This is a genomic window from Cupriavidus ulmosensis (assembly GCF_977008105.1).
On the sequence record NZ_CDRMWP010000002.1, the window covers coordinates 3,031,920 to 3,055,454 of the forward strand.

The following is a 23,535-nucleotide window of genomic DNA, read 5'->3' on the forward strand; positions in this document are numbered from 1 at the left end:
GGGACGGAAGGAACAAGCACAGTCATGGACTTCAACTACAGCGAAGAACAGCAGATGCTGGCCGACAGCCTGCGCCGCTTCATCGACACCGAATACACCTTCGCCCGGCGCCGCGCCAGCGCGCGCGGCGGCAACAGCCTCGACCGCGCCGCGTGGGCCCAGCTCGCCGAGATGGGCGTGCTCGGCCTGACCGTGCCCGCCGAATACGGCGGCTTCGGCGAAAGCGCCGCCAGCCAGCTGGTGGTGCAGCGCGAACTCGGCCGCGGCCTCGTGCTCGAGCCGGTCACGCCCGCCGCGGTCATCTCCACCGCCGTGCTGAGCGCCTACGGCAGCGCGGCGCAGAAAGAAGCATGGCTGCCCGCCATCGCCGGCGGCGAGCGCATCGTCACCCTCGCCTACCTCGAGCCCACCACGCGCTACCGCGCCGAAAGCGCGCGCGCGGCGGCCGAGCGCAAGGACGACGGCTACCAGCTCAACGGCACCAAGACCCTAGCCTGGCACGGCGAAGCCGCCGACGCCTTCCTGGTCAGCGCGCGCCTCGCCGGCAGCAGCGAACTGTCGCTGTTCCTGGTGCCCGGGGACACGCCTGGCCTGAGCGTGCACGGCTATCCCACGATGGACGGCCTGCGCGCCGCCGACATCACGCTGCACGACGCCACGGTCGGCGCCGCCGCGCTGGTCGGCAGCGAAGGCAACGGCCTGGCCGCGCTCACGCACGGCATCGACCACGGCATCGCCGCGCTGTGCGCCGAAGCCGCCGGCGCAATGGAACGGCTGATCGAGATCACCGGCGAATACCTGCGCACGCGCCAGCAGTTCGGCAAGCCGCTGGCCGCGTTCCAGGCCCTGCAGCACCGCATGGCCGACATGCTGGTGCAGAAGGAACTGGCGCTGTCGATGGCCTACGTCGCCGCCCAGGCGCTGGACGAAACCGACCCCGCGCAGCGCCGCCGCATGCTCAGCGGCGCCAAGGTGGTGGTCGCCAGGGCCGGCCGCTTCGTCGGCCAGCAGGCGGTGCAGCTACACGGCGGGATGGGGATGACGGACGAACTCGAGGTGGGGGACTACTTCAAGCGGCTGACGATGATCGACCCGCTGCTGGGGGATAGCGATTTTCATGTGCAGCGGTATGGGGAGGTGATGGTGGGGTAGGGGTCGTCTCAAGACGATCCTGGCATCGTCGCGCGGCCCGGCAGGCGCCGCTTGCACTTGATGACACAATCGGCCGACACGTCGGCATGCAGCCCATTCGCAACCAGCAGGACGTTGGTATCGATGACAGCCTTCATTCTGCCCTGTCCTTCTGGTCCAACTCACGCCTGCGCTGCATCGCTGCCAGGGTGCGGCCCGCGATGTCGGCCATCTCGTCGCCGAAGAAGTGCTCCGGCCAGTTCTCGATTTCGCCGAACATGTTCAACTGCAGCGGCTCCAGTTCGGTGGCGGCGCCGGCACGACGGCAGAAGTACACCGCCACGTCCTCGGGTGCAACGGCGCCCTCGGCCACGCGGCGCTGCAGGCGGTTGAGGAAATGCTCGGAGTGGCTTTCCACGATCAGTTGAACATGACGCGCCCTGCCGTTTTCACGCGCCTGCGTGGCCGAAATGAATACGTCCGCCAGTTCGGCCTGCACCTGCGGGTGCAGATGAATCTCGGGCTGCTCCATCCACACCGTGGAGTTCGGCGGGCAATAGAAAGCCTGCACCAAAGCCGGAAGCACCTGCGACACGCCGAACCCGACATCGGTGATCTTGACCTCCGGCGCCTTGGCATGCGTCCTGACCAGGACTTCGTATTCCTTGCGCCCTTCTGCCACGGGCTTGACGGAAAAATCATGTATCACGCCCAGGTCTTTCAGCCAGGCGGCAATGAACGTGGCAAATCCCTGCTTGGCCCGCTTCGGGCCACGATTGAGCATGCGCCCTTCGCTCTGTGCCGCCAGGATTGCCGCGATAGCGTACTCGCCCATCTGCCCCACGCTCGAAGGCGTATCTCCCGACCACTGATAGATCCGCTGGGGATGGTTGCGCAGAGGCCCCAGATAGGACAGGCTATCCAGCATGGCCTCGGTGGCCAGCGCGAAGTCCGCCAGGAAGCCCGCGTTCTTGAAGCGCGCATTGCTGACGTCCGACAGGCGATAGAACTTCTCCGGCTCCTCGAGAGGCCATTTGCGGCCGTCGGCCATCTTGAACCCGTAGCGCTGCGATGACAGCGTGAATTTCCGCTTGTCGTCTCGCCGCAGCGACACATCGAGAACGTCTTCCGCATCCGAGCCCAGTACATAACTCAGTGCCTGCACCTCGGGCTGGGCGGACTTGCCGGCAACCAGTTCCACCGCCAGCCGCATATGGTCGCCCTGGTAACGCACCGCGGCTTGCAGTGGATCGCGCACCTCCAGCGCCCTGGGCAAAGACCAGCCGATCTCGAACTCCAGTGACTGCGTCAAGTCATGGCCGTGCAGGCGCAGTCTGCGAAGGTGCCCAGATCGATGAGTGAGGAGGTATCTCCCAGATGCAGAGCCCGTTTTCGATCTGTCGAGCGCGCCGTTTGCTGCAGAGCCAGCAACAAGTGCCCGAGGCTGCTTTTACCCGCGCTGTTGGCGCCGAAAATCACCGTCAATGGCGCCAGACGAATCGGACCCGTGTCTTTCCAGGCTTTGAAGTTCTTAATATGAAGATGGTTCAGCATCGGCGGATGTTCCCTTCTCAAATTCCGCTAACGAATGACCTCTCGCCGCTCACCGACGCATCGGCAACCAAGCGGAAGGCCTTCATCGAAACCGAGGATACGTGTTGGATCCACAGCACCACCCCGTCGATCAGGAGATGGCAAAGTGGTAGTCGACGATGTACTGGAAAGGTGATGCGGCATTGGGATGTTTCTCTTCCTGCTTCCTTTATGCCGCAGCCTGTTGACGATCATTGCCGCCAATAATGCATCCAATCACATCCGATACTTCCGCCGGCACGCTGCCGGGAACGCAGCGTGGCAGGACATGACGGATTCCCTGGAACAATCCATCTTCGCGATTGCCTGCCGTGGCTGGCCCGATACCGCACGGTGGCCAGTCCACGAGATGCCTGTTCCAACGGATTCCCCATCGGGCGCGCCGGCCAACAGCTCAAATCACCAACTCAATCAAGAACGGCCCCGCCTTCGCATTGGCCGCCGCGAACAGCGCCGCAAACCCCTCCATATCCACCGCGCGCGCGCCTTCCACCCCCATGCCGTTGGCCAGCTTCACCCAGTCGAGATCGGGGTTGCCGATGTCGAGCATGTCGAGCGCGGTCTTGCCGGGATTGGCGCCGACGCCGGCGAGTTCGCCGAGCAGGATCGCGTATTTGCGGTTGGCCAGCACCACCACGGTCACGTCGAGCTTTTCGCGTGCCATCGTCCACAGCGATTGCAGCGTGTACATGCCGGAGCCGTCGGCCTGCAGCGCGACCACGCGGCGGCCGGGCGCGGCGACGGCGGCGCCGGTGGCCAGCGGCAGGCCGTCGCCGATGGCGCCGCCGGTGAGCTGCAGCCAGTCGTGCGGCGCGGCGTGCACGGTGCCCGGATAGAAGGCGCGGCCGAAGCTCACGCTTTCTTCCACCACGATGGCCTGCTCGGGCAGCAGCGCGGTCAGCGTCTGCGCCACGGCTTCGGAGGTCACGGCGCCCTTGGCGATTTCGTGCGACGCAGCGGAGGCCGGCAGCGCGACGGCGGGCGCGCCGAGTTCGTCGGCCAGGCGCGCGAGCGCTTCGGCGAGGTCCTGCTCGGGGCGGGCGAGCACGAGCACGTCGGCGTCTTCCGGGTACGGGCGCGGCGACTTGCCGGGATAGGCGAAGAAGGTCACGGGCGGCGGCGCGCCGACCAGGATGACGTTGCGGATGCCGGCCAGCTTGGCGCGCGCCACGTCGCCGGAGTACGGCACGCGGTCGACGTTGAAGCGGCCGCGGCCGCGCGACACGCGCGCGTTGGACATCGGCGTGATCAGGCGCGCGTCGGTGGCGGCGGCGATGCGGTGTGCGTCGGCCAGCGGCGCTTCGCGCAGCGCGGCGCCGGCCAGCACGATCAGCGTGGGCTGGCCGGAGCGCAGCACGCGCGCGGCCTGCTGCACGGCGTCGGGCGAGACCTTGGGCACCGGCAGCGGCGGCAGCGGCGCGGCGACCTTGCCGCCGGCGTCCCAGCACACGTCGGAGGGCAGGATCAGGCTGGCCACGCCGCCCGGCGCGCCGAGCGCGGCCTGCACCGCGGCGGCGGCATCGGCGCCGACCGAGGCGGCATGCGTGGCGGTGCGGGTCCAGACCGAGACCGGGCGCGCCCAGCCTTCGGTGTCGGCGGTCAGCGGCGCGTCGAACGGGCGGTGGTAGGTGGCCTGGTCGCCGACGATGTTGACCACCGGCGTCTGCGCGCGGCGCGCGTTGTGCAGGTTGGCCAGCCCGTTGGCCAGGCCCGGGCCGCAGTGCAGCAGCGTGGCCGCGGGCTTGTCGGCCATGCGCGCGTAGCCGTCGGCCGCGCCTGTCACCACGCCTTCGAACAGGCCGAGCACGCAGCGCATGCCGGGGATGCGGTCGAGCGCGGCCACGAAGTGCATTTCGCTGGTGCCGGGATTGGCAAAACAAGTATCCACGCCGCACGCCAGCAGCGTCTTGACCAGGCTTTCGGCGCCGTTCAGTTCGCCCTGCCCGTTGTCTGCGTGGTTCGGCTGGTTGCGCTCGGTTGTCTGCATTGGCTTGGTTTCCGGTTGGGTTGCAGGATGAGGGTGCTGAATCGGGACGGCCGCCGCGGTCACGGCTGCGCGGCCGGACGTGGCGGATAAGCGGGGACGGCGCCCGCGCCGGGCGCGAGCAGGTCGAAGTCGAGGCAGACGAACTCGCTCGGGAATTCGATGCGCGCGTAATAGACGATCACGCCGTCCACGCAGGCATGGCGGCGCAGCTCGGCCACCGGCGCGCCGACCGGCAGCGCCAGCCGGGCCGCGGTTTCCGCGCCGGCGGCAATGACGGACAGGCGCTGGCGGGCGGCCGTGACCTTGAGCTGCGGGAAGCGGTCCAGCACCGGCACCGAGGCGCCCTGGCGGAACGCCTCCGGCTCGCGCGCGAACACGCCGGCCTCGATGTACACCTCGCTCAGCGCGAACGGCTTGTGCTCGATGCGGTGCAGGCGGCGCAGGAAGCGGTAGCCCGGCGCGCGCGCGGCGCTGCACGGCAGGCCGAGCTCGTCGGGCAGCGGCACCAGGCCGTCGGATTCGCCGAGCGCCTCGGTGCCGAGCCGCTCGCCCACCGCCACGGCCTGATCCCAGCTGACCGGCAGCGTCAGCGGGCGGCGCTCGCGGCAGCCGGCCTTGACGAAGGTGCCGCGGCCGCGCTCGCGGATCAGCAGGCCTTCCTCGTCCAGCAGGGTCAGCGCGTTGTGCATCGTCATGCGCGCCACGCCGAACTCGCGGCAAAGCTGCTCGAGCGAGGGAATGCGCTCGCCGGGCCGCCACTCGCCGCTCTCGATATGGCGGCGGAAGATGGTGGCGAGCTGGAGGTAGACGGGCTGACGGCTGCGCGAAAGCAGATCGCCGGAGGCGGCAAAGGCTGGGGGCAGCGCGGAGTTCTGCATGTTCGGCGGGAGGTGCGGCGAAAGGAGCAGCGAAAGGAGCGGCGGAAAGCTTGGCAAGCCGCGCGAGCGGCGGGCGCAGCCTGGCTGCAAGCGAGCTACTTTAGTAAGGTCTACAAACCTAGACTACTAGGGTTAACTAGCGGACCCGCGCCGGACACGAAAAAAAGCGCGGGAGAATTCCCGCGCTTTGCGCTCGTCCTGTTGGCATGCGGCGCGGCGCCGCCTCGCAGCATGCCGTCCTGATGCCGCCCTGATGCCGCCTTCAGGCCGCCTTCAGGCCGCCATCGGCGACGAGCCTTCCGGCGGCCTGACCTGCATCAGGGCCGGCGCATGCATGGTGGCCGGCATGGCGTCGGGTGCGGCCAGCCAGCCTTGCACGGCCGCCTGGATGCCGTCGGCCTGCGCCTGCTTGCGACGATAGGCGGCGCGCTTCCTGGAGGGCAGTTCCATCACGTCGCGGCGCGGCTGGTCGACCGGCATGCCGATGTTGCCGCAGCCGAGCGGCACGCCGCCGTACTCCGCCCAGAAGCTTTCGTAGTCGCACAGGATCGCGCGCGGCGTATGGCGCTGGCGTCCGACGTGGTTGCGCCGGGATACCCCCACGATGCGGCGTGCGCCGAGCGCCGCCGCCAGGGCAAGCAGCGCTGCCATGACCGTGTCCTTGGGCCGCAGGCCATCGCAGGCCTTGGTCGATTCGCGGATCAGGTCGCGGCTGTGCTCGCCCATCGGGCCCTGCAGGCCGCCGACGAAGATCTCCGCGCCATCCTTGCCCTGCCGGAGGTAGAAGCTGAGCTGGCTCAGGCAGGTGCCGCTGGCGGTGTCCTGCCAGTAGAAGGCCAGTTCGCCTTCCTTGGGGTTGGGCCCCGAGTCGGCCAGGCGCAGCGCATAGCGCGCCTCGCCAAACGCGCAGGCCAGCCCGCCATGCACGTAGATGCGCTCGCACAGCGCCATCGGCACCAGCGCGCGCAGGGTGCGATAGTGGTCCAGCACCGTGTCCATGCGCGCGCGGAAGCCCAGCCCGGACACACCCAGCGGGCGGTACGGGCGCTCCAGCAGCGCCGGCCTGGCCACCGCCACGCACCGCATCAGCGCGCAGGCATCCACCGCCTGCAGCCAGGCGCGCACCGCCGCGAAGCGGAACGCCGAGCGGCAGAACAGTTTCAGGCGCTTGAGACGCGAGCGCGCGCCATATTGCGGATAACAGAACACCGCCAGCGCGCTCAATGTCGCCAGATAGCGAAAGTAGAAAAACGGCCCGAAGTCACGGAATAAACCACGGGCGTGGATTGCCGAGAGCCATTGAAGGCTCGACACTGGTCCCTGCACGGCTTGAAGCTCCCCTGTTCCGCAGCTAAGCCGGTAACCGGTCTTGTCTGTCCGCGGCATCTGACACGATGTTTACGAGACGGCAGGTCTCCCGACGGACGGGAGGCCAGGCAAATGTATCCGGCCCGTAATATTTCGTAACGAACAGTAATAGTTCCCGTTGACAGGAAAGTGGGGAATTTCTGCGGACAACAAAAAAGGCCGGCTTGGGGCCGGCCTCGCGCGCTCGACAAGATCAGCTCGCCACTTGCTGTTTCCCTCCCCGCGCGGGCAAAGGAAGGCACCGGGAAAGCGCCGGCGCCATCACGAAGTCAGCGCCTACCCTCGCCCATTCCGCGGCAGTCCGGACAATCCGGGACCAATCCGGCCCCGGCTCAGCGGTGTGCCGCCGCCGGCCGCCGCTCCGTCGCGAAATACAGCCCCGCCAGCACCGGCAGCCCGAACCCGATCCAGCTGGTCAGCATCCAGCCGCCGTGGGCGAAGGCCCAGGCGCCCAGCGCGGAGGCAATGGCGCCGCCGGCGAAGAAGATCGCCATGAAGACGCCGTTGAGCCGCCCGCGGATGGCGCCGCCGAGCGAGAAGATGGCGCGCTGGCCGACCACGAGGTTGGCCGCCACGCCGAAGTCGAGCGTGATGGCGGCGATGGTGAGCGCGGCCAGCGCCGGCATCGAGCCGGGCGTGCCGGCCATGCCCAGCAGGAAGGCGCCGGCCGCCAGCGCCATCGCCAGCGCGGTGGTGGGGCGGCCCAGGCCGCGGTCGGCCAGGCGCCCGGCGATGGGCGCGGCCACGGCGCCGGCCACGCCGGCCAGCGCGAACAGGGCGATGCCCTTCTGGCTCAGGCCGAACTCCGGTCCGGCCAGCCACAGCGGCACGGTGGTCCAGAACAGGCTGAAGGCGCCGAACATGCAGGCCTGGTAGGCCGCGCGCCGGCGCAGCACGGGCTGGGTGCGCAGCAGTTCCCACATCGATGCCAGCAAGGCGCCGTAGCGCACCGGCGCCGGGCGGCGGTCGGGCAGCAGCCGCGCCAGCACGGCGGTCAGCACGGCCATGCCGACCGCCGAGCCGGCGAAGATGGCGTGCCAGCCGAACAGGTCGGTGACCAGGCTGGAGACCGGCCGCGCCAGCATGATGCCGAGCATCAGCCCGCTCATCACGTTGCCCACCACCCGGCCGCGCACGTGCTCGGGCGCCAGGTGCGCCGCAAACGGCACCAGCACCTGCGCCGCCACCGAGCTCAGCCCGATGCACACGGCCGCGGCCAGGAACACGCTGGCGTGGCCGGCCAGCGCCGCGACCGCCATCGCCACCGCGCTGGCCGCCAGCAGCGTGCAGATCAGGCGGCGGTTCTCGATGATGTCGCCCAGCGGCACGATCAGCAGCAGGCCCAGGCCGTAGCCGGCCTGGATCAGCGTCACGATCAGCCCGGCGGCCTGCGGCGACAGCCCCAGCGCGTGGCCGATCGGGCCGATCAGCGGCTGGGCGTAATACAGGTTGGCCACGATCAGCCCGCAGGCCGTGGCCAGCAGCAGCGTCATCCAGCTGGCGCCGCCCACCGGGCCGGCTTGCGTTGCCGCGGCGCAGTCCGCTCTTGTCGTCATGTCGATTGCATTCCTACGGTTGAGCCGGGCCGGTCCCGCATTCGGGCGAGCCACGGATCGAAGGTCGAGATCATGCCTCAGATGGCCCGAGCTTGCAGGCCATCGCCGCGCTCAGGGCAGGTAGCCGAGCAGCCGCCACCAGAAGTAGTCCAGCGGCAGCAGCGCCAGCAGGGTCGGCGCGGCCAGCGCCAGGCACAGCCGGCTGCCGGCGCGCAGCCCCACGCCGCCGAGCTGCATGGCGATCACGATGGGCGGCGACTGGTACGGAAAGAACACCGTGGAGAACACCGGCACCTGCAGCATCAGCACGCTTTCCAGCGGCAGGCCGGTGGCCTGCGCCAGCTCCCCGGCCAGCGGCGTAAGCACGGCGGGCAGCGCGGGCAGCGTGGCCACCAGCCCCAGGGCGGCGCCCATCGCGCCGAGCGCCGCCACGTTGGCGGCGTCGTGCCCGGGCGCCAGCGGCAGCCATTGCAGCAACGCCCTGCTGATCGCCAGGCCCAGCCCGGTGGACTCCACCACCGCGCCCAGGCCGAGGAAGCCGGCCACGTAGATCAGCGGCGTCAGGTGCACCTGCTCGGCCAGCATGCGCGGCGACACCAGTCCCACGCCGGGCAGCAGGCACACGATGCAGGCCGCCAGCGAGATCCACGCCGGCGAGATGCCGTGCAGCGCGTCGGTGGCGAAGCCGGCCACGGCCAGCGCCAGGATCGCCGCCAGCACGGTTTCCTGCCGGCCCGGCGCGCCCGCGTCCTGCGGCGGCGGCGCGGCGGGACGCCCCGCTTCCGGGAACAGCCGGCACACCAGCCACACCAGCAGCACGGTCTTGAGCGCGCCGAGGATGGGGAAATGCAGCAGCAGGTAGCTGCCGTAGCTGAGGTTGATGCCATACAGCGAGCCGGCCGCGCCGAGCAGCACGCTGTTGGGAATGTTGGCCGGCAGGATGGTGGTGGGCGGCATGTAGCTGGCCAGCGCCACCGTCAGCACCATGCCGATGCGCCCGTTCGAGCCGGGCGCGTAGCCGAGGCGGTCCGCCAGCGCCAGCACGATGGGCATCAGCAGCAGCACGCGCCCGGTGGTCGACGGCATCAGGAAAGCCAGGCCGACCGCGCTCAGCGCCACGGTGGCGATCACCTGCCGGTAGCTGCCCGTGCGCCCGCGGAAGACGATGGCCGCCAGGCGCTGCGCCAGCCCGGTGTGGCGCAAGGCCACGCCGGTCACTGCGCCGCCGAACATCAGCCACCACGCGGTGGAGGCGAAGCCGGAGAACGCCACCGCGGGCGGCGCCACGTGCAGCAGCACCGCGCACAGGAAGAACAGCAGCGTGGTGACGGGCTCCGGCAGCACGCCGAGCGCCCAGCAGCACACGGTGGACGCCACCAGCGCCGCGGCCGTCACCAGCGGGGCCGGCAGGCCGGCGGCGCGCCCCGCCAGCCACACGGCGGCCACGCACACGGCGATGACCGCGGCGGCGCGCGCGCTGTCGGAAAGCTTGCCGGCGGGCGGCGGGCTGGCCGCGGGCCCGGCCGTGGCGGTGGCCGGACTGGCGTTGCTGATGGTGTTGTTCATGGGGGCGGGCTCCGTGGTGCCTTGGCATGCCGGTCATGCTAGGCCGCGCGCGTTTGGCGGAGTTACACTTTCCGGGCAACTTCTTACGAATTCCGGCCACCGCCGGAAATCGCACCGGAATTCGCACCGGAATTCGCACCGAAAATCACGCCGGACCCGGTGCAGGATCTGCCCCGGGAATCCCCGCGACGAGACACCTGCCGATGATGCGCACCACCTACCAGCCCATCCCGCTGACCGAACCGACCGCCGCGCAGCCGGTCGTCGTGCACCTGCGCCTGCCGCCGCCCAACGCCATCATCCGCCGCCACCGCCACGCATGGGGACAGGTCACGCTGCCGCTGCGCGGCAGCATGCGGGTGACGGCCGGGGACACCACCTGGGTGGTGCCGCCCATGCGCGCGGTGTGGATCCCGCCGGACGTGGAGCATGAGACCGTCACGCTCGGCGATGCCGCGCTGCATGCCTGCTACGTGCTGCCGGCCGCGGCGCCGCTGTCGCTTGCGAGCTGCACGGTGCTGGAGGTGTCGGCGCTGATGCGGCAGCTGCTGGTCGCCCTCGCCGGCGCGGCGGACCTGTCGCCGCGCCGGCGGCAGTTAAGCGCCGAGCTGCTGATCGAGGAGCTGCGCGCGGCGCCCGCGCTGTGGCCCGGGCTGGCGCTGCCGGCCGACCGCCGCCTCAAGGCGCTGTGCGACGCACTGATGGAAGCGCCCGGCTCGGCCCTGAGCCTGGCGCAGTGGGCGGCGCGCACGGGCGCCAGCGAGCGCACGCTGGCGCGCCTGTTCCGCACCGAGCTGCACACCAGCTTCGCCGCCTGGCGCCAGCAGTTGCGGCTGGCCCACGCGGTGGACCTGATGAGCCGCGGCAAGCCGCTCGGGCACGTGGCAACCGAGACCGGCTACGCCAATGCCGGCGCGTTCTCCACCATGTTCCGGCGCGCGCTGGGACAGGCGCCGCGCGATTTCATGGCGCACCGGGCCGACACGTAGGCCGATGCGTCGGCCGACGAATGGACCGACGAATGGGCCGGCGAACGGGCCGACGGCACCCGACCCGGCGGGGCCTTGGTAAGATGGCCGGCCAGTCCCCTTCCCACGCGACGAGAGGCCTCCGATGCCCATTGCCGACACCCGCGCCACCCCTTATTACGCCGTGATCTTCACCTCCATCCGCACCGGGGCCGACGACGGCTACGGCGCGATGGCCGAGGCGATGGAAGCCTCCGCGTCGCGGCAGCCCGGCTTTCTCGGCGTCGAGTCGGCGCGCGAGGACATCGGCATCACGGTGTCCTACTGGGAAAGCCTCGAAGCGATCGCGGCGTGGAAGCGCGACGCCGCGCACCTGATGGCGCAGCGGCTCGGCCGCGAGCGCTGGTACGCGGCCTACAAGACCCGCATCTGCCGGGTCGAGCGCGACTACGATTTCTCGCCGGACTGATACCGCGCAACCGACACCGCGCACCCCGCCCGCGCCGGCGCGGGTCAGGCCAGCCGCACTTCCTCCAGGTCCAGCAGCCGGACCATGTCGCGCGCCACCTCGTCCGAGATTTCGCGCTCGCGCGCGAGCTTGTAGATGGCTTCGCGCGATGCCTCGATCGCGGCCCGCCGCATGGCCCGCTCGACGTCCCGCCGCACCGGCTTGTGGCCGTCGCCCGCCGGCTCCGCGGCATGGCCGAGCGGCTCGTGCAGCCCCGCCAGCACCTGGTCGACCACGTCCATGTAGCGGCGCGCCTCCAGCGAGGAATCCTCTTCGCGCTGCGCGTCGAGGATGGTCGAGATGCGGTTCACCGCCGCCCGGTGCGCGGCCTGCCGCGCGAATTCCCGCTGCCGCTGGTGCGGCGAGGACCGCGCCGGCTCGATGCCCTTGAGCAGGCGCGGCATGCCGATGCTCGCGCCGACCAGCGAGATGATGATCACGGCCGCGGCGAGGAAGATCGCAAGGTCGCGCGCCGGGAACGCCTCGCCGCCGGGCAGCAGCAGCGGCAGCGTCATGACGCCGGCCAGCGTCACCGCGCCGCGCACGCCGCCCAGCGACAGCGCGAGCATGATGCGCGGCGTGGCGCGCGCCTCGGGCGGCGGCGTGGCATTGCGCACGATCCGCGCCAGCCTGACCGAGACGAAGATGCACGCCAGGCGCAGGGCCGCCAGCATGAGCCAGATCAGCAGCGCGTACACCGGCAGCAGCCACGGGTCGTCCCCGGCCTGCGTCACGGTCCGCGCCGCCGCGCGGAACACCCGCGGCAACTGCTCGCCGAGCAGCACGAACATGATCCCGTTGAGGACGAACTGCACCATGTCCCACACCGCCTGGCGCTGCATGCGCGCGAACGCGCTGACGCGCCCCGACAGCTCCGCGTAGCTCATGGTCACGCCGGCGGCCACGGCGGCCAGGATGCCCGAGGCGCCGACGTGCTCGGCGAGGAAATACGCGGCGAACGGGATCAGCAGGCTCAGCAGCACCTCGGAACGCGGCTCCTCGCCGAAGCGCTTCGTGAAGCCGTCGCGCAGCCGCATGACGGCCGCCGTGACGAGCGCGCCGGTCGCCAGCCCCGCGCCCGCCACCCAGAGGAACGACATCACCGCCGACGAGAGCGAGAACGCGCCGGTCATCGCCGCCGCGATGGCGATGCGGAACGCAACCAGCCCGCTGGCGTCGTTGAACAGCGCCTCGCCTTCGAGGATCGAGGTGATGCGGCGCGGCACGGTCAGGCGGCGCGTGATGCCGGCCACCGCCACCGGATCGGTCGGCGAGATGATGGCGGCCAGCGCGAACGCGACGGCCAGCGGCATCGACGGAATCATCCAGTGGATGGCGTAGCCGGCGCCGACCACGGTCATGACGACCAGCACCACGGAAAGCTGGAAGATGCCCAGCTTGTCCCGCCGCAGCATGTCCTTGGGGATGTGCCATCCGTCGAGAAACAGCAGCGGCGGCAGGAACAGCAGGAAGAAGACGTCGGGGTCGAGCCTGACACCGCGCTCGAACACGCCGGCGATCAGGAAACCCAGCGCGATCTGGAGCAGCGGCAGCGGCACCGGCCACGGGATGACCCGCACCGCCGCGCCGCTCACCAGCACCGCGCCCAGCATGGCAATGGCAATATTGATGCTTTCCAATGCGCCCCCTTCGGCTGCCCCGTATCCGCGCCGCGCCGCGGCCTTGCATGTCCGTTCGCGTCCCCCCGCGCCCCCCGCGTCCCCCGCATCCCCTCGCCGGGCCGGCTAGTGGTACGGCACGCCCAGCGTGTTCTTGTGGATGCGGCCGTCCTTCATGATGATCTTCATGTTCCTGGCCGGGTCCGCGATCAGCGTGATGTCCTCGAGCGGGTTGCCGCCGATCACCAGCATGTCGGCGAACGCGCCCGGCTCGATGACGCCCAGCGCGCCGGGATAGGGGCTGCGGGCGCCCGACAGGCCGAGCAGCGCGGCGTTGCGGCTGGTGCCGAGCCGCAGCACGTCGGCGGGACCGAACCAGCGGACCAGCTTGGCCAGTTGCCTGCCCTGCGTCAGCGCGCCCGCGGGATTGAACAGGACGTCGGTGCCCCACGCCATGTTCACGCCGTGCTTCTGGCCAAGCTCGAACGCGCGCACCGTGCCTTCTGCGATCGCCTTCTGCTGCAGCCGCTGCGCGTCGGTCGCCTTCGGGTTGGCGTCGTCGTCGGCCAGGAACGGCTGCAGGCTCCACCACGCGCCGGCGTCGGCGATCCGGCGCACGGTCTCTTCGTCCGCGAGCTGGCCATGCTCGATCGATTTCACGCCGCACGCGATGGCCCTGCGGATGCCGGCCGAGGTGTACACGTGGGCGCAGACGTAGGTGCCCCAGTCCGACGCGGCGGCGACGGCGGCGCGCATCTCGTCCTCCGTGTACTGGACCGAGTCGAGCGGATCGAACATCGACGACACGCCCCCGCCGGCCATGATCTTGATCTGGCTGGCGCCCAGCATGAGCTGCTCGCGCACGCGCCGCAGCATCTCCGGCACGCCGTCGGCGATCGACGAGATGCCCGCCACTTCCGCCGCGCTCAGCGAGCACAGCGCCGTGCGCGGCAGCTCGCCGCGCCGGCGGAAGTCGCCGTGCCCGGAGGTCTGGGAGATCATCGCGCCCGAAGGAAAGATGCGCGGGCCCGCGATGCGGTGCTCGTCGATCGCCTGCTTGAGCGAGAACGACGGCCCGCCCACGTCGCGCACGGTGGTGAAGCCGCGCAGGACGGTCCGCTCGGCTTCCTGCGCCGCGAGAAGGTAGATGTAGGTGATGTCGGCCGTCATCGCCACGTTCAGCGGCACCGCGGCGAGAATCGAATGCCAGTGCGCATCGATCATGCCGGGCATGACGACGTGCCCCGCGCAGTCGATCACCTGCGCATCGCCCGCGTCCTGCCCGGCCGGAACGAGGTCCTCGATGCGGTTGCCAGCGACGATCACGTCGAGGCCCTGCAGGAGCGCGTCCGACTTGCCGTCGAAGATCCGCGCGCCCCTGAGCCGCGTCGGGCGCGCCGCGGCCTGCGCCGGCACCGGCGCCGCCAGCGCGGGCCCGCCCGCCGCGGCGCCGGCCGCGAGCTCCTGCATGGGCAGGCGGCCCGATGCCGCCTCGCCGAGCCGCCGCAGGACCGCATGCGTCAGGTCACTCCGGCAACGGCACCGGGAGTTGTACGCCAGACGCTGACTCTCATTGCCAATCATGTTCGTCATTCCGTTCTCCGCGGCTTGCTGTGGCAGCAGGCTGCATTCTCTCACTGCCGGCGAATCTTTCGCAAACTGGATTTCGCGATGGCGCGATACCGCGCCGGCATGCGCGCCGGTTTGACACACTGCGGACATAACGCACCGGATTGGGGCGCAGTGAATCGGATATGTGCGATAGGACAACGTCGGCCAATGCGAAAAAGAACGATAGGCATGACCACGATCCATCGCCATAAGCCCGCCGCGCCTTTCACCGCGAATTGGTTCAATTTTTTTATGACACGGAATTCCTAGGGATTGCCCTGCTTGCGGTCATTTCATGATGCGCACAGAATTTATTCAACCGGGCAATGATTAATCTTTAAATCCCGGCGCATCGATTTTTCATTCATTAAACCATTCTATCAACCACTCAATCGACCACTCAATCGACCACTCAATCGGTCATTCAATTACCAGGCATGATCTCGATTTCCATGTGCGGCGGTTAATCGCCAGTCTTCCGACGGACATGTCGATTGCCGCGACGCACCTCATCTCGCGGAGGTTTCCATGGCACGCCGTTCGATCGTCTCTCACACCATCCTTGCCTCGTCGCTGTTCGCAGCGCTGCTCCTCTCCTGCGCCGCCGCCAGCGCGCAGACGGGCGGGACCATCCGCTTCAGCGGCGCGCTGGTCGAGCCGCCGTGTTCATTCAGCGTGCGTCCCGCGGACAGCGAGCGGATGCGGTTCCACACGGCCTGCCCGCGCCCGGTCGCCGGCAAGGTTGCCTTCACCGGCACGCCCGGCCACCTCCCGGCGCGCCACGTCGGGTTCACGCACCGCACGCAGTCGATCGGCCTGCCGGCGCTCGCCGCCGCGCGCCATTCCCGGATGACCGCGGTCATCACCTACCGCTAGCCGCCGGCATCGACCCGCCCGAACCCGGCATCGCGCGCCATGCGCGCGAGCGCCGACGATGCCCGGCTGCGCACCTCGGCGAGCGCCTGCGCGAGCTCGCCGGGGGTGGCGCCGGAGGTGACTTCGGAAGTGACGCCGGAAATGACGCCGGAAGCGGCGTCGGGCCGGTCCGCCAGCAGCGCTTCCAGCCGCGAGCAGGCCTCGACCACGTCCGTGGCATGCAGCATCGCGAACGCTCCCTTGATGGAATGGGCCTCCGCCGACACGGTTGCCCGGTCGTCTCGCGTGATCGCGCTCGCGGCGGCCTGGAGCGACTGCGCGGTGCGCTGCTCCAGCGTGCCGAGCAGCATCTCGGACAACGCGGCATCGGCGCCCGCCGCGTCCGCCTCGATGGCGGCCTCGGCGCGCGGGTCGGCCGCCAGGCTCAGGTAGCGCCGCGCCGCGGCGTCGATGGAGGCCAGCGACATCGGCTTGAGCAGCACGCCGGAGATGCCCGCGTCGCGCAGGCGCTGCGAATCGGCGGCCGTGACGTCCGCGGTGATCGCCACGATCGGCGTGCGCGCGCCCTGGTTGCGCAGGCACGTGGCGAGCGTGTAGCCATCCATGACCGGCATCGACAGGTCGGTCAGCACCAGATCGTAGTGGCGCTCGTTGAAATGGCGCAGCGCGACCAGGCCGTTCTCGACGATGTCGCCGGTATAGCCCAGCGCGTCGAGCTGGTCGCGGATCAGCTCGCGGTTGACTTCGTGGTCTTCGGCCACGAGCACGTGGATGCCGCGCGCGTCGTGCGCGTCGCCGGCCGCGGGCGAGGCATCGTCATGCGCGGGCGCGCCGCCCGCGGCCGGCCGCAGCGGGAGCGTCACCGTGAAGGTGCTGCCGCGGCCCGGCTCGCTCGCCACCGCGATGGCGCCGCCCATCGCCCCGGCGATGCGCCGGCACAGCGCGAGCCCCAGCCCCGTTCCGCCGAAGCGGCGCGTGACCGACACGTCGACCTGGTCGAACGCATCGAAGATGCGCGCCTGCTGCGCGGCCGCGATGCCAATGCCGGTGTCGGCCACGCGGATCCGCAGCGGCGCCGCCGCGCCATCCGTGCCATCCGTGCCATCGGCTGCCGCATCGACGTCGACCGACACGCGCCCCCGCTCGGTGAACTTGATGGCGTTGCCCAGCAGGTTCGCCACGATCTGGCGGACCCGGCCCGGGTCTCCCGTGTACCAGCGCGGCAGCGCCGCGTCGAAATGCGCCTCCAGCGCGAGTCCCTTGCGCTGCGCCAGCGGCATGAACATCGCCACCGTTTCGCGGATCAGCGCCGCCACGTCGAAGCGGATCGGCTCGAAGCGCATCTCGCCGGCCTCGATCTTGGAGAAGTCGAGGATGTCATTGAGGATGTCCAGCAATGCCCGCGACGACGACGCGATGGTGCGCACGCGCGGCGCCACGGGCGCCGCCTGCGGCAGCCGCTCGAGCAATTCGAGATGCCCCAGGATCGCGTTGAGCGGAGTGCGGATCTCATGGCTCATCGCCGCGAGGAAAGCGCTCTTCGCCGCGTTGGCGCTGTCCGCCGCCTGCTTCGCCGCGGACAGCTGGCGCGCGAGCTGGCGCTCGGTGGTGACGTCCGCCAGCGTCGCCACCACCACCGGCTGCCCCTGGTAGTGCGACGGCGCCAGCTTCGCGGCCACGTCGATGGTGCCGCCGTCCCCGGTGGGCAGGTTCAGCTCCACGTCGAACGCCGCCGCCGCGCGGCCGCCCGGCGCGCCGAACGCGGCCGGCGCGTGCCGCCGGAGCACGTCGCCGAGCTGCCCGTCGGCCGCCTTGCCGATGCGCCGCTCCAGCGCCTGCATGTGCGCGCTTTCCAGCAGCACGGTGTTGTCGTTCGCGTTGACGAGCGCGAGGCCGACCGGCACCGTCTCGATCAGCGTGCGGCTCAGGTGCTCGCTGTCGAACACGCGCTCGGAGCGCGCGAACAGCGGCACGAGGATCTTGCGGTTGAAAAGCAGCACGAAGGCCCACAGCAGCGCGATGGCCAGGCCGGTGGCGATGGCCGGCGCGGCGCCGTCCCGCGCCACGCGCGCGGCGATGACCCGGCCCGGCACCGCGTAGGCCAGCGTCCAGCCGGTGTCGCCGAGCGGCGCGCACAGCAGCAGCATGCCGTCGCGATAGGTCCCGGCGGCGCCGGGCGCGGCAGGCCCGCGGCACTGCGCCGCCCCGGCGCCGGCCGGCGGCAGCGCCGCCGGGTCGGACGCGCTGCCCGTCACCGCCTCGGCGCGCTCGTCGGCCACGCGGTAGACCCCGGAAAACGAGCCCGGCTCCAGCCGCTCGAGCAGCCGCTCCGGGCTGAACTCGCCGGCGACGATGCCGATCGGCCGCCCGTTCGCCGTCATGGGCGCGAGCACGCGCAGGCGCGGCCGCCCGGTGAGCGGGTCGGCCCGCGGGCGCAGCCAGCGCAGCGGCCGGCTGGCGCCGCGCGGCGCCGCGGACCACGATGCGAGTTGCTCGAGGCCCGCGCCGTAGTAGGCGGACAGGCTGGCCGGATCGGCCGCGATGCGCGGCAGCGGCGCGCCGGCCAGGTCGGGCAGCGGGCTGATGCCCACCAGCGCGGCCGCCGGCGCCACGAAATAGCCGCTCAGCCCCCACGGCAGCCCGACCGCGTCGTTCATGGTCTTGACCAGGCTGCTGCCCGCGCCCGCGGTGCTCCGCGCCACCGCGAGAAAATGGCCGGCCGCCTCGCCGCCGGCGCCCTGCCCGCGCGCCAGCCGCAGGACCAGCGCGCCGCGCGAGTCCGGCGTGACGGGGAACACGATGCGGCCGTCCTGCGCCTCGAACGCGCTCACGTCGGCGGCATCGGCGGCGCCGGTGCCCTCCCAGGCGGTCTCGATCCCGACGGCGGCGATGCGCACCCGCGTCTCGCTCGCCCTGACGACGTCCATCACGCGCCCCAGGTCGCGCTGGAACGCCTGCCGCTCGTCGTTGAGGTCCTCGCGCACGAGACCGGCGAGACCCAGCGCGAACGCCAGCAGGATCAGGAGCGTCAGCGCCGCCGAGCCGATGAACAGGACGATGCGCTGATGGCCGCGGACGCGGGCGAGCAAGCTGGGAGACGACGATGCAGGCATGGTAGATTACCGTTGCTCTTTGATGCGTTCGCGCATCGGGATCCAGGCACGCGGCAACGGCCCGCGGCACAGGGACAACGCATGGCATGGCGGAGAAATCGTGAGCGCTGACAACCAGTTTTCGATCAAGGTCGTGATCGCCGACGACCATCCTACCGTATTGCGCGGTCTCGTCCATACACTGGAGCCGATCGGCACGACCGAAATCGTCGCGACCTGCCGCAACGCCACCGAGCTGATCGCCGCGCTCGAGAAGCAGCCGTGCGACGTGGTGGTTTCCGATTATGCGATGCCGGGCGGCGAGCACAGCGACGGGCTGGCGCTGTTCGAATACCTGCGGCGCCATTATCCGAAGGTCGGCATCGTCGCGCTGACGGTCATGGACAGCCCGGCGGTCATCCGCGCGCTCCTGGCGGCGGGCATCACCACCATCCTGAGCAAGTCGGACGCGACCGGCCACATCATCACCGCGATTCACAGCAGCTACGCCGGCGGCTCGTACCTGTCGCCGACCATCGAGAAGGTCGTGGCCGGCAGCGAGGGCGCGGGCACCGGCCAGCCGCTTTCGCCGCGCGAGCTGGAGGTGGCGCGGCTGTTCGCCTCGGGACTGTCGATGACGGATATCGCGAAGCGGCTCAACCGCAGCAAGCAGACCGTCAGCACGCAGAAAGTGATGGCCATGCGCAAGCTCGGCATCGCGAACGACGTCGAGCTGATCCGCTACGCGATCGAGGGCGGGCTCGTCGCTTCGCCCGGCAAAGACAGCAAATAGGCGCTTCGCTGCCTGCCGGCGGCGCGCCGGCTTGTCGCCGCATTGCCGCCGGAAGCCACCGCGCCATCACGCCATCGCTTCGCAATGGCGATGGGAAGATGCCCGCGCCATGCCTTTTCTTTTATCCTGTTTTTATCTCCGCTTTTAGCCAAAATCTTAATTTCAGTGCCAAAAAACATTGATTTTTTCGGTCTGGAATGAATTTCGTACGAGTACTAATCAAAATAAGTAAAGTCGATCAATCGTATGATTGGCGCCATCCATTCCTATTATTAAACTGACTTCGGCGGCTTCCCCATTGCACCAGTCCCTTGTGTGAACCACGCGAGGCGCAAACGGAAGGCATCCGCCAGGACTGGTTGCGACGACAAGGGCACCGTACCCCCGACGGGCCGAGCTTCGCATTGCCGCCCAGTCGCCGCCGTACCCGTTCCCTCACCGGGAAACGGGATACCCATGCCCTTGTCGCGCGCGCCCATTACTCAACGGATTAAATGGCATGAATAAATTCTCAATCCGCGTTGTGATCGCCGACAGCCACCCCGCGGTTCTGATCGGACTGCAACAGGTTCTCGAGAGCGCGGGCCACATAGAGCTCGTCGGCACTTGCCTGAACACCACCGAACTCGTCGAACTGCTGCAGCATGTCGCCTGCGACGTCGTGATCTGCGATTACACGATGTCCGATGGCGAATATGGCGACGGCATGGCGCTGCTCGGTTATTTGCAGAGGAATTTTCCGAATATCGGGCTTGTCGTGCTGACGACGATCAGGAATCCCGCCGTGATACGGACATTGGCCGCGCACAGCGGCCTGTCGTTCATCAGCATGGCGGACTCGACCGGCCACATCATCACCGCGGTCCACGCCAGCTTCGCGGGCGGGACGTACACGTCACCGACCATCAGGGCCATCGCGACCCCCCTGAACAAAGGCTCGGCCGACCTCGCCACCGAACTGTCGCCGCGCGAGGCCGAAGTGGTGCGGCTGTTCGCGTCGGGCAATACCGTGACCGATATTGCGGAACACCTGAAACGCAGCAAGCAGACCATCAGCTCGCAGAAACGAAGCGCCATGCGCAAGGTGGGCGCGTCGAACGACGTGGAGCTCATCACGTTCGTGCTGAACGGAGGCAATGAAGGCGCCTCGCTGCTCTTTCCGGCGGACGACCTGTCCGGCGCGCACGCGAGGGAGATTCCCTGAACCCCTGATGCCTGATGCCTGACGGGGGCGGACGCGGTTGTCCCGCCCCCAAAAAGCGCGTCCCCGCCATTGCGGGGACGTTTGCGTTTACGGGCAGCCAGGCAATCGGCCTTGCTGCGGGGGAAAGGCCTACAGGCCTTCCCCGCTCTCGACGGCGGGGTGCCGGCTTGCCGGAACGCTCGCGCCCAGCCCGGGCAATCCGCCGCCCGCCGCGAGGCGCTGCAGGTAGTCCGCCGCTTCCAGCGGCCGGCACAGCGCATAACCCTGTCCCGCCGAGCAGCCCGCCGCGCGCAGCGCGGCGACCGCCTGCACGGACTCGATGCCCTCGGCCACCACCGTCATGCCCCGCGCCAGCCCCAGATGGACCGTGGCGGCCAGCGCGCCGCCGAGGGCCGGGCTGTCCGCCATGCGGCGCACCAGCGCGCCATCGATCTTCATCTCGTCGAACGGCATGTCGCACAGCATCTTCAGCGACGCCGCGCCGGTGCCGAAATCGTCCATCGACACGCCGAATCCCCTGGCGCGCAGCCAGTGGATGGAGGACGACAAGGCCAGCTCGTCGAGCACCGGCTCGCTTTCGGTCAGTTCCAGCTTGATGAGCGAGGCGGGCAGCGAGGCCTGCGCCAGCGCGCGCTCGAGGGCCGGCACGAAACCGGCCGACGACAACAGCGCACAGGGAACGTTGACCGCGACGGGCACGGCCCGGCCCAGCCGGGCCGCGCGCCCGAGCACCGCGACGACGCGGCCCAGTTGCAGGAAGAAGAAGCGCTGCGCGCGGGCCGCGTCCTGCGTCCACGGGATGAACGTGGCCGGCGACACGGCGCCGAATTCGGGATGGCTCCAGCGCGACAGCGCCTCGGCGCCGACGATGCGGCCGTCGCGCAGCGAGAACTGCGGCTGTACCACGATCCTGAAGCCCTCGTCCCGCGCCAGCGCGTCGACGAACGCGGCCTCGCAGCCTTGCTGCCGGTCCGCCGCGGCGCCGCGCGACGGCGCGGCGCCATGCGGGACGTCGGGCAACGATGCGATGACCTGCCTGAGCGCGCCGGCAACCGCGTGCGGCGAGCGCTCGCACAGGATATGGACCGGAACGCCCGCCTCCCCGGCGAGCCGCGCGTGCGACGCCAGCGCCTGCCGCGACAGCTCGGTCGCGTAGACCACCGGCGGCACCGCCGCCAGCCGGCCTTCGTCGCGCGCGGCGGCAAGGCGCGAGGGCAGGAACAGGCCTTCGCCGTTGTCCCGGCAGAGCTGCGCGAAGACGACGGTGCGCATGCCGGATGCCAGCAGTGCGAGCAAGGCATCCGTCGAACCCGCGAACTCGACCGTGACGCCGGACAGCCAGCGCAGCGCGGCGCCGAGCCATGCCGGCACGTCGCCCGGCGCGGCCAGGACGACCAGTTGCGTGTGGGCGCCGGGCATCCGGCGCGCGGCGCCGCCCTCTCCCGTGCGGGCCGGCGCCATGCGCCGGCCGGATGCCGGCGCGTGCCGCGCGTTGCCGCGGCCGCGCGCCCGGATCATATCCGCCACACCGGTCACACCGGTCACACCGGCCACACCGGGCACACCGGCCACACCGGCCGCGCGCGCGCGGACCCGGTCCTCGTTCCTGCTTTCCACCGTCGCTTTCATGAGCATCCTCCCAGTCCTGCGAACAGGGATGACGCCATCGCCCGTTCGCTTTCCCTTTTGGTTTTCCTTCCGCTTTTCCTTCCGTACTGGCTGTCCATCCGCGCGCGCCATCTACTGATAGTCGACCAGCACCATCACGCTGCCCTTCACGCTGCCGACCGTCACCGGGTCCGCCGTCTTGATGTATGTCGCCTTGTACGGAACCGCGTACGAGCCGCCGGTCGTCTTGCTGTAAGCATTGAGCTTGATCGACTGATTGAACGTGGCGGGCGTGCCGTTGGCATCGGTGATCCGTATGCGCACGCCGGTGGCGGTGGAGTCGGCGCCGAGCGGCAATACCCCGGTGTAGGCGCTGGTCTCGGAGCCGACCGGCACGAAGCTGTAGCCCACGCGGTTGAAGCCCGCCGGGCAGTTGTTCAGCCGGACGTTGAAATCCACGCCGCCGGCGCTGCTGCCCACGGCGCCGAGCTTGCCGAGCGCGATCGGCGGCAGGGTGACGGCCTGGCTCGGCGTGGAGCAGGTCCCGTCGATGGTCTGCACCGTCGCCGCCAGGAAGATCTGGTATTTCGTGTTCCCGTTCGAGAAATACAGGATGTAGTACGCGGGGGAGAGGGTGGCGCCGTTGGCCTTGAGCGGGCCGCCGACCACCTTGGTCCCGTTGGACACCAGTTGGATCTCGATGGGCCGCGAAAAGGAGACGGTGCTGGGCCCGGCCATCATCGTCTGCCCGTTGATGATCAGACGCGTCGAGAGCCCGGTGACGGTGGTCAGGACGTCCGGTCCCGGCACCCGTTCGGCGCCGCCGTACTTGTACATCTCGATGTACGTCAGCGTGCAGGTCGTCCCGTAGCAAAGCTGCGACGGCGTCAGGTAGTCGCGCGCGACCACGGTGCCGCCGGCGACGCTGGCCGGCACCGTGATGGTGGACTGGCCGAACACGTACTGGGCGAATGCCGGCGACGACAGCGCGGCCATCAGCCCGGCGGCCACGAGGCCGTTCCTCGCCCAGCGGGCGGGCGCGATCCGCGCGGCCGCCCGGGCCGCGCGCATGACGATGGAAAGAAGTCTGTTCATGCTTGGGTTCCTGTCTGTTTGAACTGCACCCGGATTGCGGGACGCGGCGTGTGGCGCGCCGGCTGCGCGGCGCCGCCACCTG

The 23,535-nt window shown here is 69.9% G+C and carries 19 protein-coding genes; 6 read left to right on the top strand and 13 right to left on the bottom strand.

Annotation, left to right across the window (positions count from 1 at the left end; genetic code table 11):
• The first annotated feature begins 24 nt into the window (after positions 1–24).
• The gene (locus ACWTPI_RS33090; protein WP_454733884.1) at positions 25–1,152 is read left to right on the top strand and encodes an acyl-CoA dehydrogenase family protein; all 1,128 of its coding nucleotides are present in this window, start codon (positions 25–27) and stop codon (positions 1,150–1,152) included.
• Between the two features lie 8 nt (positions 1,153–1,160).
• Here ACWTPI_RS33090 and ACWTPI_RS33095 read toward each other — a convergent pair whose 3' ends face one another.
• The 8 genes from ACWTPI_RS33095 to ACWTPI_RS33130 all read right to left on the bottom strand — a co-directional run bounded on the left by ACWTPI_RS33095 (position 1,161) and on the right by ACWTPI_RS33130 (position 10,079).
• Positions 1,161–1,289, bottom strand: a complete 129-nt coding sequence (locus tag ACWTPI_RS33095) for a hypothetical protein (RefSeq protein ID WP_454733885.1) — start codon at positions 1,287–1,289, stop codon at positions 1,161–1,163.
• A complete protein-coding gene (locus tag ACWTPI_RS33100; RefSeq protein ID WP_454733886.1) occupies positions 1,286–2,443 on the bottom strand; it encodes an AAA family ATPase in 1,158 nt (385 codons plus the stop codon). The genes ACWTPI_RS33095 and ACWTPI_RS33100 overlap by 4 nt, the downstream gene beginning before the upstream one ends.
• Positions 2,440–2,685, bottom strand: coding sequence for an AAA family ATPase (locus ACWTPI_RS33105; protein ID WP_156173795.1), 246 nt, complete (start codon positions 2,683–2,685; stop codon positions 2,440–2,442). The genes ACWTPI_RS33100 and ACWTPI_RS33105 overlap by 4 nt, the downstream gene beginning before the upstream one ends.
• A 433-nt stretch (positions 2,686–3,118) precedes the next feature.
• A complete protein-coding gene (locus ACWTPI_RS33110; protein ID WP_059412032.1) occupies positions 3,119–4,657 on the bottom strand; it encodes an acetolactate synthase large subunit in 1,539 nt (512 codons plus the stop codon).
• A 113-nt stretch (positions 4,658–4,770) separates the two neighbouring features.
• Positions 4,771–5,589, bottom strand: a complete 819-nt coding sequence (locus tag ACWTPI_RS33115; RefSeq protein ID WP_059411902.1) for a GntR family transcriptional regulator — start codon at positions 5,587–5,589, stop codon at positions 4,771–4,773.
• 273 nt (positions 5,590–5,862) lie between these two features.
• Positions 5,863–6,813, bottom strand: a complete 951-nt coding sequence (locus ACWTPI_RS33120; RefSeq protein WP_454733887.1) for a DUF535 family protein — start codon at positions 6,811–6,813, stop codon at positions 5,863–5,865.
• A 476-nt stretch (positions 6,814–7,289) separates the two neighbouring features.
• The gene (locus tag ACWTPI_RS33125) at positions 7,290–8,513 is read right to left on the bottom strand and encodes an MFS transporter (protein WP_454733888.1); all 1,224 of its coding nucleotides are present in this window, start codon (positions 8,511–8,513) and stop codon (positions 7,290–7,292) included.
• Positions 8,514–8,624: 111 nt separating this feature from the next.
• The gene (locus ACWTPI_RS33130) at positions 8,625–10,079 is read right to left on the bottom strand and encodes an SLC13 family permease (protein WP_454733889.1); all 1,455 of its coding nucleotides are present in this window, start codon (positions 10,077–10,079) and stop codon (positions 8,625–8,627) included.
• A 203-nt stretch (positions 10,080–10,282) separates the two neighbouring features.
• Here ACWTPI_RS33130 and ACWTPI_RS33135 point away from each other — a divergent pair, with 203 nt between their 5' ends.
• Both ACWTPI_RS33135 and ACWTPI_RS33140 read left to right on the top strand, forming a co-directional pair.
• Entirely contained in the window at positions 10,283–11,068 is a 786-nt protein-coding gene (locus tag ACWTPI_RS33135) for an AraC family transcriptional regulator (RefSeq protein ID WP_454733890.1), read from the top strand.
• Between the two features lie 124 nt (positions 11,069–11,192).
• Positions 11,193–11,516, top strand: a complete 324-nt coding sequence (locus ACWTPI_RS33140; RefSeq protein ID WP_454733891.1) for an antibiotic biosynthesis monooxygenase family protein — start codon at positions 11,193–11,195, stop codon at positions 11,514–11,516.
• Positions 11,517–11,560: 44 nt separating this feature from the next.
• Here the strand turns inward: ACWTPI_RS33140 and ACWTPI_RS33145 are convergent, their stop codons facing one another.
• Positions 11,561–13,195, bottom strand: a complete 1,635-nt coding sequence (locus ACWTPI_RS33145) for a Na+/H+ antiporter (protein ID WP_059411906.1) — start codon at positions 13,193–13,195, stop codon at positions 11,561–11,563.
• 105 nt (positions 13,196–13,300) lie between these two features.
• The gene (locus ACWTPI_RS33150; protein ID WP_454733892.1) at positions 13,301–14,767 is read right to left on the bottom strand and encodes an amidohydrolase family protein; all 1,467 of its coding nucleotides are present in this window, start codon (positions 14,765–14,767) and stop codon (positions 13,301–13,303) included.
• A gap of 546 nt (positions 14,768–15,313) precedes the next feature.
• Between ACWTPI_RS33150 and ACWTPI_RS33155 the strand changes: the two genes are divergently transcribed.
• Positions 15,314–15,661, top strand: a complete 348-nt coding sequence (locus ACWTPI_RS33155; RefSeq protein ID WP_020202229.1) for a hypothetical protein — start codon at positions 15,314–15,316, stop codon at positions 15,659–15,661.
• Here ACWTPI_RS33155 and ACWTPI_RS33160 read toward each other — a convergent pair.
• Positions 15,658–18,774 (bottom strand): ATP-binding protein, encoded by a 3,117-nt coding sequence (locus tag ACWTPI_RS33160; protein WP_454733893.1) that lies wholly within the window; start codon positions 18,772–18,774, stop codon positions 15,658–15,660. The genes ACWTPI_RS33155 and ACWTPI_RS33160 overlap by 4 nt on opposite strands.
• Before the next feature lie 100 nt (positions 18,775–18,874).
• On the opposite strand from ACWTPI_RS33160, the gene ACWTPI_RS33165 reads away from it, so the two are divergent.
• Together ACWTPI_RS33165 and ACWTPI_RS33170 are read left to right on the top strand one after the other, a co-directional pair.
• Positions 18,875–19,546: a response regulator gene (locus ACWTPI_RS33165; protein WP_454733894.1), complete on the top strand. Its 672-nt coding sequence runs from the start codon at positions 18,875–18,877 to the stop codon at positions 19,544–19,546.
• A 499-nt stretch (positions 19,547–20,045) separates the two neighbouring features.
• Positions 20,046–20,750, top strand: coding sequence for a LuxR C-terminal-related transcriptional regulator (locus tag ACWTPI_RS33170; protein WP_454733895.1), 705 nt, complete (start codon positions 20,046–20,048; stop codon positions 20,748–20,750).
• Positions 20,751–20,879: 129 nt separating this feature from the next.
• Here ACWTPI_RS33170 and ACWTPI_RS33175 read toward each other — a convergent pair whose 3' ends face one another.
• Both ACWTPI_RS33175 and ACWTPI_RS33180 read right to left on the bottom strand, forming a co-directional pair.
• On the bottom strand, positions 20,880–22,169 hold the full coding sequence (locus ACWTPI_RS33175; protein ID WP_454733896.1) for an EAL domain-containing protein: 1,290 nt from the start codon (positions 22,167–22,169) through the stop codon (positions 20,880–20,882).
• A 321-nt stretch (positions 22,170–22,490) separates the two neighbouring features.
• Complete coding sequence (locus ACWTPI_RS33180; RefSeq protein ID WP_155888021.1) at positions 22,491–23,453, bottom strand: fimbrial protein; 963 nt, start codon at positions 23,451–23,453, stop codon at positions 22,491–22,493.
• Positions 23,454–23,535: the final 82 nt, after the last annotated feature.

Excerpts from the sequence above, each read along its gene's own strand:
- ACWTPI_RS33180 (WP_155888021.1), bottom strand. The coding sequence starts at position 23,453 with ATGAACAGACTTCTTTCCATCGTCATGCGCGCGGCCCGGGCGGCCGCG.
- ACWTPI_RS33160 (WP_454733893.1), bottom strand. The coding sequence starts at position 18,774 with ATGCCTGCATCGTCGTCTCCCAGCTTGCTCGCCCGCGTCCGCGGCCAT.
- ACWTPI_RS33090 (WP_454733884.1), top strand. The coding sequence starts at position 25 with ATGGACTTCAACTACAGCGAAGAACAGCAGATGCTGGCCGACAGCCTG.
- ACWTPI_RS33135 (WP_454733890.1), top strand. The coding sequence starts at position 10,283 with ATGATGCGCACCACCTACCAGCCCATCCCGCTGACCGAACCGACCGCC.
- ACWTPI_RS33140 (WP_454733891.1), top strand. The coding sequence starts at position 11,193 with ATGCCCATTGCCGACACCCGCGCCACCCCTTATTACGCCGTGATCTTC.
- ACWTPI_RS33095 (WP_454733885.1), bottom strand. The coding sequence starts at position 1,289 with ATGAAGGCTGTCATCGATACCAACGTCCTGCTGGTTGCGAATGGGCTG.
- ACWTPI_RS33125 (WP_454733888.1), bottom strand. The coding sequence starts at position 8,513 with ATGACGACAAGAGCGGACTGCGCCGCGGCAACGCAAGCCGGCCCGGTG.
- ACWTPI_RS33105 (WP_156173795.1), bottom strand. The coding sequence starts at position 2,685 with ATGCTGAACCATCTTCATATTAAGAACTTCAAAGCCTGGAAAGACACG.
- ACWTPI_RS33150 (WP_454733892.1), bottom strand. The coding sequence starts at position 14,767 with ATGACGAACATGATTGGCAATGAGAGTCAGCGTCTGGCGTACAACTCC.
- ACWTPI_RS33115 (WP_059411902.1), bottom strand. The coding sequence starts at position 5,589 with ATGCAGAACTCCGCGCTGCCCCCAGCCTTTGCCGCCTCCGGCGATCTG.
- ACWTPI_RS33175 (WP_454733896.1), bottom strand. The coding sequence starts at position 22,169 with ATGCCCGGCGCCCACACGCAACTGGTCGTCCTGGCCGCGCCGGGCGAC.
- ACWTPI_RS33170 (WP_454733895.1), top strand. The coding sequence starts at position 20,046 with ATGAATAAATTCTCAATCCGCGTTGTGATCGCCGACAGCCACCCCGCG.
- ACWTPI_RS33155 (WP_020202229.1), top strand. The coding sequence starts at position 15,314 with ATGGCACGCCGTTCGATCGTCTCTCACACCATCCTTGCCTCGTCGCTG.
- ACWTPI_RS33130 (WP_454733889.1), bottom strand. The coding sequence starts at position 10,079 with ATGAACAACACCATCAGCAACGCCAGTCCGGCCACCGCCACGGCCGGG.